General features: G+C 40.8%; 12 protein-coding genes. 8 read left to right on the forward strand and 4 right to left on the reverse strand.

The genetic code is table 11. From position 1 onward, the window contains the following. Window positions 1–111: 111 nt before the first annotated feature. The gene (locus A9239_RS11655) at window positions 112–438 is read left to right on the forward strand and encodes a DUF6951 family protein (protein WP_048119486.1); all 327 of its coding nucleotides are present in this window, start codon (window positions 112–114) and stop codon (window positions 436–438) included. A 347-nt stretch (window positions 439–785) separates the two neighbouring features. Then, window positions 786–1,475: a DUF169 domain-containing protein gene (locus A9239_RS11660; RefSeq protein WP_048119483.1), complete on the forward strand. Its 690-nt coding sequence runs from the start codon at window positions 786–788 to the stop codon at window positions 1,473–1,475. Between the two features lie 257 nt (window positions 1,476–1,732). On the opposite strand, the gene A9239_RS11665 is transcribed toward A9239_RS11660, so the two are convergent. Further along, window positions 1,733–2,284 carry a flavodoxin family protein gene (locus tag A9239_RS11665; RefSeq protein WP_048119480.1) on the reverse strand — a complete coding sequence of 184 codons (552 nt, stop codon included), beginning with the start codon at window positions 2,282–2,284 and terminating at the stop codon, window positions 1,733–1,735. 473 nt (window positions 2,285–2,757) lie between these two features. On the opposite strand from A9239_RS11665, the gene A9239_RS11670 reads away from it, so the two are divergent. Together A9239_RS11670 and A9239_RS11675 are read left to right on the forward strand one after the other, a co-directional pair. Continuing rightward, complete coding sequence (locus A9239_RS11670; RefSeq protein ID WP_048119476.1) at window positions 2,758–3,258, forward strand: NOB1 family endonuclease; 501 nt, start codon at window positions 2,758–2,760, stop codon at window positions 3,256–3,258. Window positions 3,259–3,445: 187 nt separating this feature from the next. Continuing rightward, window positions 3,446–4,060 (forward strand): orotate phosphoribosyltransferase-like protein, encoded by a 615-nt coding sequence (locus tag A9239_RS11675; protein WP_048119473.1) that lies wholly within the window; start codon window positions 3,446–3,448, stop codon window positions 4,058–4,060. A gap of 318 nt (window positions 4,061–4,378) precedes the next feature. Here the strand turns inward: A9239_RS11675 and A9239_RS11680 are convergent, their stop codons facing one another. Next, the gene (locus tag A9239_RS11680; RefSeq protein WP_048119469.1) at window positions 4,379–6,511 is read right to left on the reverse strand and encodes a DHH family phosphoesterase; all 2,133 of its coding nucleotides are present in this window, start codon (window positions 6,509–6,511) and stop codon (window positions 4,379–4,381) included. A gap of 567 nt (window positions 6,512–7,078) precedes the next feature. On the opposite strand from A9239_RS11680, the gene A9239_RS11685 reads away from it, so the two are divergent. Further along, window positions 7,079–7,873, forward strand: coding sequence for a slipin family protein (locus A9239_RS11685; RefSeq protein ID WP_048119466.1), 795 nt, complete (start codon window positions 7,079–7,081; stop codon window positions 7,871–7,873). 43 nt (window positions 7,874–7,916) lie between these two features. Further along, the gene (locus A9239_RS11690; RefSeq protein WP_176722133.1) at window positions 7,917–9,245 is read left to right on the forward strand and encodes a nodulation protein NfeD; all 1,329 of its coding nucleotides are present in this window, start codon (window positions 7,917–7,919) and stop codon (window positions 9,243–9,245) included. 143 nt (window positions 9,246–9,388) lie between these two features. Here A9239_RS11690 and A9239_RS11695 read toward each other — a convergent pair whose 3' ends face one another. Together A9239_RS11695 and hisH are read right to left on the reverse strand one after the other, a co-directional pair. After that, window positions 9,389–10,714, reverse strand: a complete 1,326-nt coding sequence (locus A9239_RS11695; protein ID WP_048119463.1) for an AIR synthase-related protein — start codon at window positions 10,712–10,714, stop codon at window positions 9,389–9,391. Between the two features lie 302 nt (window positions 10,715–11,016). Continuing rightward, a complete protein-coding gene (gene hisH / locus A9239_RS11700) occupies window positions 11,017–11,625 on the reverse strand; it encodes an imidazole glycerol phosphate synthase subunit HisH (RefSeq protein WP_048154833.1) in 609 nt (202 codons plus the stop codon). Window positions 11,626–12,532: 907 nt separating this feature from the next. Between hisH and A9239_RS11705 the strand changes: the two genes are divergently transcribed. Then, entirely contained in the window at window positions 12,533–13,018 is a 486-nt protein-coding gene (locus A9239_RS11705; RefSeq protein WP_048119453.1) for an Ig-like domain-containing protein, read from the forward strand. Between the two features lie 42 nt (window positions 13,019–13,060). Continuing rightward, window positions 13,061–13,522, forward strand: a complete 462-nt coding sequence (locus A9239_RS11710; RefSeq protein ID WP_048119450.1) for a carboxypeptidase regulatory-like domain-containing protein — start codon at window positions 13,061–13,063, stop codon at window positions 13,520–13,522. The last annotated feature ends 121 nt before the right edge of the window (window positions 13,523–13,643 follow it).

Genomic DNA, 13,643 nt, shown 5'->3' on the forward strand with positions numbered 1-13,643 from the left:
CTAAAGTGAATGAATCTGTTACAGTTAAAGTTGAAATATTAATTTCCAATTTAAATTCTTAACTGAAAAAAGGATCCGACGTTTCAGGAGAAATAACGAGGAGAGATAACAATGGTTACAGAGATTTCATTGAATACAATATGTGGACATAAGACAAAGATAATTGCCACTAAAGAGGGAAAGAGCACACATATACATATTAAGTCCACATGCAAAAAACTTCGAAAGTGGGGTACACATTTTGATATGGAACTGAAAGACCTTATGGGAGGTCCCGAAAACATTCTTAGCCAGAAATCGGCTGAAGCGCCCCTTACACCTACCTGTCTTGTCCCGGCAGCAGTAATGAACGCTTGCTGGCTCGAAAATGGCATGATTTCGAAGAATCTCGCTCGAGACATGGGAAAGATGGAGATTATTTTTGATAAATTGGAATGAATTTTCAGTACTCTATACAACCCCTATAGTTCTTTTGGGAAGATCTTCAGTACTGGAAAAAAACTACCGAAAAAGGTAGTACTGTGAGATGTCACCTGTATACATATAAACTCGGGAATACTTATATCGAATCTTATCATGTACTATTTGTCTGTAACTGACAAGAATTTGCCCGTAACTGATAAGATAACTCTTAAACTTTTAGGAATCTTTTGATCAAAACTTGTCATGTCTTATTTGCCCAGAACTAGGCAACTAGACAAACAACTTTTGAATATACTTATGAAATACTAAAACAGTATTACTATCTTAGGAGTAACAAAAGTTTCAAAACCCGAGTTGAGAACATGGATGTAAAAGAGATCAATAAATATGGACAAGAACTTGTAGACTGTCTGAAACTGAAGACTTCTCCTGTTGCAGTAAAGCTGATCCCGAAAGGAGGAGAAATTCCTGAAGGAATGAAAGAAGTAGATGAAGCTATGAGGCACTGTCAGCTGGTTGACAGAGTGAGAAGAACAGGTGAGGAGTTCTATACCCTTATCGATGACCAGATGTGTAAAGGTGGCGCTGGTGCAATGGGCCTTGGCGAAATGCCTCCAAAGGTCGCAAGTGGAGAATTTTATTTTAATAAACTCAAACAGTTCAGCACCCAGGGCGCTGCAAGGCGTACCCTTGAAAGAGTTCCCAAGCTTCCGCCGCACTCAACTGAGGCTATCCTGTACTCTCCTCTGGAAAAAGCCACATTTATTCCAGATGTTGTTGTTGTTATCGGTAATCCTAAACAAATAATGCTACTTACACAGGCTGCAATGTACAAAACAGGAGGCAGGGTTGAAGCGAGTTTTGCAGGAAAGCAGAGCCTGTGCTCCGACGGGGTTGTGAATGTATACAAAGAAGGCAAAATCGGAGTCACAGTCGGTTGCAGTGGCAGCAGGACATATACCAAAATCTCAGAGGAAGAAATGATTATGGGAATTCCTGTCGAACTTCTGGCTGATGTAGCCACTGGTCTCAAGGAAATTTGCCCTAAGTAAATCCGGAAAACGAATCTGTTTTAAATAAAAATTTCTTCATTTTCAAGCCCTTTCAAGATGTTTCCAAAAAAATCATTTCCAACAAAATCATGAAAGGGTTTGTCGATGAAAGGGTTTATCAAATACGCAGGTAAAAACTTTTGGATATGTCTCACCCAAAAATTAGTTCTCTTGAGTGAAGCGTAGCGAAAAGGATAACGGACACCTGAAACTCTATTAGGTTAGCGAAACTCGGGTTGTGGAAAAGGATAAGTTCTTTAAATGCTAGTGCCAAAAGCTTGCGCTTTATCTAGCCAATCTCCTTGTAAAATATCTCCTTTTGCTGATACGCTGGTGGCTATTAAGATACCCCTGTCTTCCCATTTCATATAATCTGCCGTATATTTGTAAGTGTCTATGGCACCGCTGAAAAATCGTTCGTCATCGCACGCTCCACACATAATTAAAGCAGATTCTTTTACTATGAGGGATTTTTTACGGCTATCCACACAGTAGGCACAGAACCTGTCAATTACAGCCTTTAACTGTGCAGAAATCCCAAAGAAATATAACGGGGAAACCAGTACAAGCATATCTGCACTCTCAATTAGTGGTTCAATTTCTTTCATATCATCACATTGAACGCAGGTTCCATCTTTTGTCCAACACATAATACAGGCCTTACATCCACTAACATTGAGTTTTGCCGTTTTGATTTTATTTACGGTATGCCCCTTTTCCTGTGCTCCTTTCATAAAGGCATCTGCCAGCATGTCACTATTTCCGTTATTCCGTGGACTACCAGTAAGTATCAGTATATTTTTATTCATAATGCAACATCTCTCTAAAATTATTTTTATATCTCTTCTAACTTTTATCTATTTCTATAATCTTACATTTCACCCTACATGGATTGCCAACAGCTATTTCATTGGCCACCTTTGATACTGTAATTGTTATCTATTCAATCAGTCGAAGATAACACTTCAGGCTTTCTAATCATAACGGAAAGTAGCCGTTCCTTATGATCTTCATATTTCCGATTCAATTATATTCAATAATTATAAGCAAATATTGCTAAAAATATAGAAGAGTTTTGAAACTTCCCTGAAACTACCCTCTTGAGCGTAACTGTTGTGCCGCAATCGTTACGCTGGTTGATCATGACGTTACGTGACCTTAGAATAACTTTGAGTAACTCAAGCCCGCTTGAGCAAAAGACGTTAGCATAACGGGCACCGTCCTCCATATACGGGACCCAGACGGGAATCAATTATATACTAAAAGAGAAAAGAGAAGAAAAATGACCTATTACATAGCAGACTCAGCTGTTTTTATAATGGGAAACTGTGACTTGGACAGTTCCCTTATAATTACCGTTCCTTCGGTTGCGGAAGAATTGAAAAGTAGGGACTCCGCACTTCGTTTTGATCTTGCAAAAGAAGGAGGGTTACGTGTGGAATGGCCAGAGCCTGAAATGGTAACAGAAGTTCGAAAAATGGCTGAGCACACGCGGGACTCCGAAGAGCTCTCAAAAACGGACCTTGAAATCCTCGCAAAAGCTCTTGAATATAAAGATAGGGGCATATTGCTTACGGATGATTATGCAGTCCAGAACGTTGCTGTGCAGCTTGGAATTCAGGTTAAACCCATTGCCCAGAAAAAAATAAAGGATATTATTATCTGGCAAAAGCAGTGTATAGGCTGTAAAAAAACTTTTGACAAAGGGGATGTCTGCCCTATCTGTGGTTCCCCCCTTAAGAAAAAAAGGAAAAAAAGTAGAAAAGAAAAGAGTTACTCTTAAGCTAAAGAAAAAGATATAATGCTTGATAATGTAATAATGTCTTTAATTGAGAGAATGTACATTTGAATATAGTTTTCCAGGCAGTATTCGAGGCAAACGTTGTTAATAAGTTGTAAAATGTGCCGAAAAAGTGCCGATAAAGTGCCAAAAAATACAGCCAGATAAAAATTCAGGTGGGAATGGAGGCATGAAGAACATAGAAGATTTAATCCAGAAAGCTGTGGAATTGCAAAGTAACGGGCTTGTAACCGGCCAGATTGCCGACGAACTCAATGTTTCAAGGGAAACGGTTACCTGGCTTTTAACCCGTTCGAAAAAAGAAGTAGCAGCCCCTGCTCCGAAGGATATTTCCGTAAACTGGAGCAATATCGGAAAAAGTGCTACACGGCTCCACTACATCTCACTTGCGCTTTGCGACATGGTGCTTGAGACTCTGGAAAAAACAAACGCCGAAGTCGACGTTGTTGTCGGTGTCGCTGCAAGCGGCATTCCCCTAGCAAGCATGATGGCAAATGAACTGGGAGCTGATTTTGCCCTGTATCATTCCCGTAAAGGACAAGATGTAGTCCAGCCAGGTCAGAAAGGAACAATAAGTAGAAACTTCGGAGGCGTTGCCGGCAAGAACTGTGTGATCGTAGACGATGTTATTACCACAGGTTCCACAACTATGGAAGTCATTGAGCAGCTTCGGGAAATGGGCGCAAAACCAAGAGCTGTAGCAGTTCTCGTAGATAAAAAAGGCGCAGATATGATTGCTAATGTCCCAATCCGGTCTCTTGTAAGGATTGTACGCCTGGACTAAAACAAAGCAAGGATAAACTGTTAATAACTCTTTTGTATGGGAGCCTTTCCAAGTGAAAGGTTTCCCAGAACTTGCAGTATTTTTTATAATTAGTGTTTAATTAAGATTGTCTTTATTATTTTATGAAAAATAGTCTGCGGAGTAATTTTTAAATATATTTTGTATAAAAATTAAAACTCTTGTGAAGACATGTTTTAAGATTATAACTTTTTGAGAACTCAATATCTTAAAAACTTTATATCTTAAATAGACTATTAAAAAATAGAATCTTTCTATCCAGAATAGAAGCAAAGGAAGGAAAGAGGCTATTTAAGCCCTTTAATATTCGACCTCTGCAGATCCGATTTTCTCGGCAAGCCTTGATAGTACTTCGGTCCTCATCCCTTCTACAAACTTAATGCTGCCAACGACAAGATGTCCTCCTCCGCTGACGCCTGCACCTTTTATTTCTTCCCGCAGTTCTCTGACGATTTTCGGAATATTCATGAGCACACCCTTTGAGCGGATAACCGCAAAATCAGGGCCGTATCCAATGGTTACCACGGGTTTATCCGGATATTTTTTGGTAAGCACGTCATGAACTTCTCCTGAGGTCTTTCCTGGTGGCGGGAAGGTGAATTTATGGGCGTAGTTTTCAACGTCTATCACGTTCATGATGGTTCCATTTGCCAGGTTTTGAGACTTGACATTAAAGAGGCAGGTCTCAAGCTGGTCCTGGATCATGGTATTTGCCTGTTCGCACAGCAGGGAAACAAGGTTTTTATGGGTTTCATGATCCCCAAGGTCCAGAATATCGTCGATAAGGCCTTTTCCACTGCTGAATTTCAGCCAGAACTGCTCATAATCCAGAGCTAGAGCCATTTCCTTCAACTCTTCAAGGGTGTAACGGTCCGAGACAAGAGAAATATATCTTTCAGCTTCCGGAGCTTCTGAACGGTCTCCTACTGCTGAAACCGCTGGGAGATGTTTTATTGTATCGCTAATATTGGGATTGATCATACGAGCGACTTCAGCACAGAGCATTCCGGCAGTAACTCCGAAATCCCCTCCTACATGCGCAGGATTTACATGCCCTATCAGGTACTGGTCAACAATATCATCCGGATGGTGATGGTCAATAACAAGCATGTCGATTCCATATACTTTGGCCTGCCGCATTGAAGGTACGTCTTCTTCGGTTGATCCGTTGTCTACGAGAATTATAAGCGGCATTTTCTGCCCGTGCCTGGAAAGGTCTTCAAGCGCATACGAAATGTCCCTCGTAACATCGGCAAGTTCATAAAAAGGAGCTTTAGACGGGGCACGCTTGTAGAAGTAATATTCCGCATCCATTCCCCCGATTTCCGTAATCAAGGGCAGGATAGCCCTTTCAATTGCAATTGCCGAGGTAATACCATCAGCATCGGCATGATGCCTTAGAATAATCGGGGTTGAATGGAGAATAGCTTTTTTGATTTCTTTTGCAACATGGAGCATCCTGGGTTTAAGTTTCTCCATAATTTCGCTTTTGACAAGGAAAGGAATATCCGCAGGAGTTGCTTTTTCGTCAATTACTCTCTCAACTCTGCCCTTGACAACTGCTTCCTTCTCTCCTGTCAGCAATTTCATGCTCATGACCTCGATCTGGATCTGGTCATCTCGCAGAGTCACTTCTCCGGTAATGGAAACAATCATTCCTACATCAATATGCGGATAGGACCTTTTTCCTGCACTCTCAAAGGCTGCACAGGGCACAAAGCCTCCCTCATCACTAATTGTGAAAATCGTGGGACCACTGGTCTGCTTTACCTGAATTACTTCTCCTTCTATTCTTAGGAGCCTGCCCTTCATACTTGGGTCGATTTCGGCTGAATTCTTGAGTGGAAGCTCCTTTTCAACCTCGACGGTTTCGTATTTTTTAATGGTTTTTGGTATCAGATCCAGCTTTCCTCCGGCTTTGATGCTTTTTACCAGAACAATCACGGAATCCCCGACTTCAGGAGGAACAACGATATTGCTAGAGTGCATAAGTCCTCTTACATGAGGGTTAAGGTCGACAAAGGCCCCAAAAGAAGCTTTACTGCTCACTACTCCGTGGTAAAGTTTTCCTGCTTCCACGTCTTTAAGGTCGCAGGACTCATCAAGGGCATAAACATACTGAGAATTGGCACAGGATTCGCATACTTCTTGATTGGGGTCCTGGGGTTTCTCAATACGTGCTCCACAAATCTTGCATGTGTATATCTTCCCAAGACCATTACAGGTTTTACAGGGAGTTGTTACTTCAATACTTCCAGTACCTTTACATTTCCCACATTCAGCACCATTTTTTAAAATGCTGTCAAGATTTTTTTCTGACATTTTCATGAAATCAATTGATTTTGATTTACCTTTGCCCTTACACTGAGGGCAGATTTCAGTTGAAACAACTTTATAGCCACGCCCGTGGCAGTCTGGACATTCTTTAATCATTAATATCAACACCAATGGTTCTTCCGAACCTGCGTTTTCTTGACCTACTGTTTGTGGCTCAGAATACGTTTCTAAACCTGACAGTGTTTCTCGTTCTTATTGTCAGCTTTTAAGTACACTGATCAAACTTTGTGGCCGTATCAGGGCCAAAAATCAATATCATTCTGTTTCTTTTTCTCTGTTTACTCACTTTTCCATGTTTTATATTTTCGATGTTCCAAATATAAGTGTTTTCAGAGACAACTATTTATCAGAATGAGTCTCTCGCAGTTTCTTCATAGTTTCATCCAATCAGGCATCTGCATTTTTGACATTTATTTCCTTCTCCGATATCGTCAAAATCTGAAAAGTGAATTCAATTGAGAATCTGGAGAAGGAAGTAATAATAAATAATAATACAATAATAATAATATAACTTTTCAGATGGTTGTAGAATGCAGGGTGCAAAATTTTTGAATGATTAATACTTATTTTATAGAAAGTTTATTATTGATTCTCTGTATAAAGAATACTTAGTTATTATTATGTCTAATCTAAATATTAATGGAATGAGAGGTCACAAAAATTATGAGCATCTTTACCAGTCAAATCTACATTCCTGTATTATTAGTTGTAATATTAATACTCTCACAATCAATAAAAATGGTTAACGAATATGAGAGAGTAGTTATTTTCAGGTTGGGACGCCTCAGTGGTGTAAAAGGTCCAGGAATTTTTCTGATTATCCCAATTGTCGATAGAGCTTTAAAAATAGATCTAAGAGTTGTTGCGATCGATGTACCCAAGCAGGCCGTAATTACTAGGGATAATGTCACGGTTGAAGTGGATGCGGTTGTTTATTACAAGGTCATAGAACCTGGAGCTGCCATAACTCAGGTTGAAAATTACATGTTTGCAACTTCTACCCTTTCACAGACTACTCTAAGAGACGTTATGGGCCAGATGGAACTTGATGAGCTGCTTTCGGAAAGAGAAAATATTAATAAGCAAATTCAAGAGCTTCTGGACAAGTATACCGATCCCTGGGGTATCAAGGTTACAGGAGTCACAATTAGAGACGTCTCCCTGCCTGATACAATGAAGAGAGCAATTGCCAAACAGGCTGAAGCCGAAAGAGAAAAGCGTGCCAGGATTATCCTTGCGGAAGGAGAATCTCAGGCTGCGCAGAAAATGAGAGAAGCTGCAACTTCCTATGAAGGAGTACCGGCAGCAATTAAATTGAGAGAACTGCAAACTTTAGCCGAGATTTCCAGGGAAAAGAACCTCATAGTAGTTACTCAGTCCCAGGCTTTTGAAACCGGAAATATAGCGGCTTTATCTACATCTATTGCGGAAAGAAAAGAGCAGCAAAGGCAAGAATAAGCATAAAAAGGATTACAACAGCAAAAAGAACTGAAGGAAATGGATGAGCAAGAAAAGGCCGATAACCATGTCTGTAAAAAGAGGTCCGCATTTCTTCTTTATTTTATTCCTGTGTTTCATCCTCATAGCCGTTTCTATACCCTCTGGGGATGCAGGACCTCAACAGAAAGTACTTGTGCTTGAAATATCCGGGGCTATTACACCGGCTTCAGATGATATTATAGCAGATGCGATAGAAAAAGCTGAAAATGAAAATTTTGAGGCTCTTGTAATTAGCTTGAATACCCCAGGTGGAGGTCTGGATGAAACTCAAACAATCATAAGCGCAATTGAGAATGCGAGCGTGCCTGTTATCGGGTATGTACCCGAAAGTGGTAGAGCCTGGTCAGCCGGGACTCTCATCCTCATGGGAACAGATATTGCTGCAATGGCGCCTTTCACGGTTATAGGATCAGCTCAGCCCGTTCAGATGTCTGTGGAAGGAACAAAACCCATAACAGAGGAGAAAATAATAAATGCCCTTGTCAAGTTTTCGGTTGCAACAGCCAGTAAACACGGGAGAAACGAGACCTTTGCAGAAGAAGTCATAACGAAAAATAAAAATCTCGACGCGCAAGAAGCCCTGCAGGCTGGCGTAATAGAATATGTAGCTCCTTCTATTCCAAATTTGCTGACACAGATTGACGGGCAGGAGGTAAAAGGAAAAGTCCTGCAAACCGAAAATGCAGGAATAGAAAACTATGAACCTCCATTTTCTCTCTCCCTTTTAGGGCTGATTTCAAACCCGATTATCTCCTCCCTTCTTTTGACCCTGGGAATTTATGGGCTAATTTTTGGGATCTCAAGTCCGGGAGCCGGAGCAGAAGTTTTTGGACTCATCTCAATTGCACTCGGGTTGATAGGAACAGGTTTTGATATCAATATAGGGGCAATTTTCCTCATTCTTTTAGGAATAGGACTTCTGATCATTGAGATTAAAGTACCCGGATTTGGGATATTCGGGTTTGCGGGTCTCATCAGCCTCATAATAGGAAGTATACTCCTTGTACCCATGGGAAGCGAAAATATTTACACCCCCGAGTTTCGAAAGGTTCTCACCCTGACGGTTGTTGCCCCTACGGTTGTTTTCGGATTGTTCCTGGTTTTTGCAATCTATAAAGTAACAGAGATCAGAAAGAAAAAACCGGTTATTGGAGAGTTTATAGGAGAAACTGCCGAAACCATAGATCCTTTAGGGCCTCAAAAGACAGGTTTTGTCCGCTATAAAGGAGAATACTGGAAAGCTCATTCAGAAGAGGAAATTGAACCGAATGTAGAGGTCGAAATCACTGGAAAAATAAGGGAAACCCTTTTAGTAAAGAAAAAAATGTAATTATTCCCTCTTCTCCGGTTCAATTTCTTTTTTCTTTTACTTTTCATTAAAGCCTTTTTTTAAAAGGCTTTTTTAAAGGTTTTTGATTTTACCTTCGATTACGCAATTTTCCTCATTTTCGCTAAATCTTTTTTCAAAAGGCTTTATTTACTTCTTATTTTTTCGAGTACTTTTTGTTTCTTTTCAATAGCTTCAAGCGCAGCCTTATCAATTGCTGCTCTCATTTCTTCGAAATCTCTGGGATTCCCTTCTCCATGAACTTTTTTAACTGGTGTGTATGCAGACTCTCTAAATCTTGGTGTGAAGTCTCTGCATTCGCCATTTAAGAAGATTTCAGCTCCGTTTCCTTCCTCAACATGCCCTATGACATCAATTTTAATACCTGAAGCTCTGACGGTATTAAGGATTTCATCAGCATATGCAGGGGGAACAATTATGAGCAGGGCATCGAGAGAAACTCCAAGGTAGTCGATTTTCAGGCTTTCAAGCATTGAAAGCACCTTTGGGTTCACAAGAGCCCTTAGCTTTTCTTCTTCAAAGACCAGTTTTACCCTTGCGGTCTTTGAGATTTCCTTGGCATCGCCCCGAATTCCTCCATTCGTAACATCGGTCATCGAATGTACTTTTTTATGTAGTCCGGATTGCAACAGGACCTCGCAGGCTTCTAGGAAACGGATATTAATGGTTTCCTCCACAACCTCATGCATCCCATAGTAAAGCGCGGTTGTGGAAATCGTACCCCCACCTGCGCCTTCAGTCATGAGGATAAGGTCTCCTACTTCAGTCCGGTTCCGCGAGGTAAGAGAAGAGGTTATGCCTACAGCTCCAACCCCGCCTGTCATGCGTTCACCTATGACCATGTCCCCGCCGATTCGAAGCGTGCTTCCTGTAATAAGAGGTATTCCGGTAAGTTCAGAGACCGTGGTTATTCCTGCAATATGGTCAAAGATCTTTGCTACATCCCCGTCGTCTGCTACATGAATGTCGGAGAGCATTGCCAGGGGTCGAGCTCCCATAGCATATATGTCACGTAGAGCTGCCCGAGCTACGTGAAAGCCCGAGAGAAAAGGAAAGTCACTTAGGCGAGAATGAAGCCCGTCAATTGTAACCACAAGGTAGTCTTCACCGATTTTGACAACTCCAGAGTCGTCTAGCTGGGAGCTATCTACAACAGCACCTGTCTTGCCTATAACTTCTCCAAGCTTAGAATGAACGTAAAAGTCCCCTGTACCTCTGGAACCTACCCCGAATTCTCCCATTGAAACTCCTGAGACAGTGGGGCTTAACACGTCTCCTTTCACATCAAGTGTTGCTTTTGCCTCACAAACGACCGCAGCCGCGATCTCATGAGCTTTTTCCAAACTTATATGCTTAATTTCAAGAATTCTTGAAGCCAGTTTTGCTTCAAGCCCTGCTTCGTTTGAGGGGTCCTCCCTGAGAGCCCGTTTTGCGTAGCCTTCTATATCCATAGTAACCATCTCTTGCGGATCTTTCTGCCCTGAAATATAGCAGGGCAGGAATAGTTTGGCATTAAAGTATCAGTCTATTTTTATAATCTGTTATTTTGAGGTAGTCCATTAATTTGAGGTAGTTCATTAATTTGAAGTAGTTCATTAATTTGAAGTAGTTCATTAATTTGAAGTAGTCCTAATTTGGGATAGCCTGTTGATTTCAGATGCTCATCGCAAAGTGTGTAGGAATCAGAACTAATAATCCGGAAAAAATGAAAAAATGATTTGGGCACAAGGGATAACTTTTTAGAGAAATCCTTTCAGCACATGTCTATAAAGTTTTTCAGAATCTTCAACCCGATAGCTCCACTTTTTTCAGGGTGGAATTGGGTACCCATAACATTACCTTTAGAATTTACGACAGAAGCTGAAAAGTCCAGCCCATAATTGCAGGATGCAAGGGTGTTTTCAGATGCTGTGTCCACATAGTAAGAGTGGACGAAGTATACGAAAGAGTTGTCAGGAATCCCTTCAAATAGAGGGTGGTCCTGCTTGATTTTAATATTGTTCCAGCCAACATGAGGCACCTTTAGTTCGGATTTTGGAAAGCGCAGCACCTTTCCGGGAATAAGGTTCAGCCCATCAGTAAGCTTTCCTTCCTCCGAAGAACTCATGAGAACCTGTTGTCCAAGACAGATCCCGAGCATCGGCTTGCCTGACCGTGCGTATTCTTCTATAGTCCCTTTGATGGGGTCAAGGCACTTCATCGCGTCCACAAAAGCGCCAACGCCCGGGAGAATTAAACCGTCTGCGGCAAGAATTTCCCCAGGATCCCCTGAGATTGCGGGACTTGATCCGACGTGTTCAAGCCCTTTTTGAACACTGCGGAGGTTTCCAAGCCCGTAATCGAGAATCACAATTCTTTTCATAGCTTTAACAAACTAAGTTAAGATAGATTAACTTTACGCATAACGAAAAGTACAGCACGAAGATCATTGAAGGACAGAAGGAAACCAATTAAAAGAAAGATAAAATATGAAAATATGAAAAGAAAAAATTAGACAAAATATAAAGGGATTGTAAAATCTTTTGCAGTTAAGACCTCCCCGCAGGAAGACTGTAAGAGCTATTCTCCCTTTCAAAAGTCACCTTGTATTTGCCACAATGTACACATTCATAGCGTTTTTCGAGCACTGTTGGCAAAAAGAACAATGCCCCGCTTTTCCGCTTCCATTCATGCAGTCCTAAAAAACACAAGAAACTACGGTTACGATCTGATTCGTCTGAGTCGTCAGAGCATTCTTGAGCCAAAAAACTGTTTCTCCTCGTTTCTGATTGTTAAGTTTATTCTACAATAATAAGTAAATTATGGTTAAAGAACTATATAAATATACAGTTTTTAAGGAACACATCAAGAAGTTCTGCTATCGAGAGCGGCACCTGGCTATAAATAGGCGATTGAATACATGTTGATTATACATGACGAGATCATGATTCAATGTACAAATTTACATAAATAAATTTTATCCAATTGTCGGTGATTGATACCGTTTTTCGTCGTTCATCAGGCAGTTATTTAACTCCTTGTTTTCGTCAAAATCAATATCTATCAATTTTTTTTGGTAGGCGGGATAGTTACATCCCATCTTTCTTTTTAAACTCAGAGATATATTCAGGTCCAGGCTTTCAAGGATCCGAGTTATAACATCGAATTTTCTACTAGGCTTCCATTCTTCGCTTATTCTAAATCTTTAAGATATACCAAAAGATCTGTAACAAAATATTAATAATGTCTTGTGCTAATTACTTAGTGAAATTATTGAGAGTGGTGAGATTATGAAGAAATTTAAATTTATCAAACATGATGAGAAAGCCATGGAACTCCCGATTAATATCGTTGTAATGCTCGTTGTCGGGATGGTTGCCCTTGCAACACTCATTTCGATCATGCCGACCCCGACAAAGGACATGTCGGTATTTGTGGAATCTGCAGGGCTTAGTGCAAGCACCCTTGAGAACGGAAACTCAATAATAGTTGATGCCAGTACTGCAGAAAATCCTTTTACAATAACCGTAGTTGTAAAGACAACTGACAGCGATGGAAATCCTGTAAGAAACGCAAACGTTATTCTGAGAGGGCTTGGTGGAGCAGCATCAAATACTACGGATGCTAATGGTTTCACTTACCTGACAACTCCGCAAGGTGCAGAGGTTAGGCTTGACCCTAACCAGAACGAAGGGACAATGGACCTGAATATTGTGGCCGATGGTTTTTATGACTACGAGAAAAAAGATGCTGTAATGATAATCAAGACCAGGTAATTGTGCATCTTCCAAAAGTAAAATTGAAAGGAGGAGCCGTACATGCTGCGTGAAAAATTCAAACACAACGAAGCAGGAACTCTGGGGCTTCCAATAAGGATTGTCGTGCTTACTGTTGTGGGTCTTATAGGATTTTGCACGATTCTTACGGCCCTTAGCAATGCCCCTACTCCTCCAAAACCTATGTATGCTACAGCAAATATGAGTGTACTTTTCTTACCTTCTACTGAAGGAGGCAGTAATACGGAAACAAACCTCAGCTTGCCTGTAAAAGTGTTTGACAGCGAAAATCGCGGTATAAGGGGCGCAAATGTAATTGCCTGGAGTCCGGATAGGAAGAAAGCCTATTCAGGCGTTACCGACCTCGAAGGAAATGTAATATTGAAAATTTCAAATCCCGAACTGCCTCCGGGAAAAGCTGAAGGATACATTAAGATAAAGGTAATGAGAGAAGGATACAGAGATTTCACCAGCGATTATTTTCTGAAGGTGATTCGGAGCTAAATTGCTCTGGATATTAGCCCCCTTGAAAAATGATTAGTTTTTTAAGGAATATTAAACCTTATTTGCCAAATGTAATGTAGTGTCAGCCCTCCCCCAGTTAAGGTACATTCATTAAATGATC

Origin of the sequence: Methanosarcina sp. A14, from assembly GCF_001729375.1 — an archaeon.
GTDB classification, from domain to species: domain Archaea; phylum Halobacteriota; class Methanosarcinia; order Methanosarcinales; family Methanosarcinaceae; genus Methanosarcina; species Methanosarcina barkeri.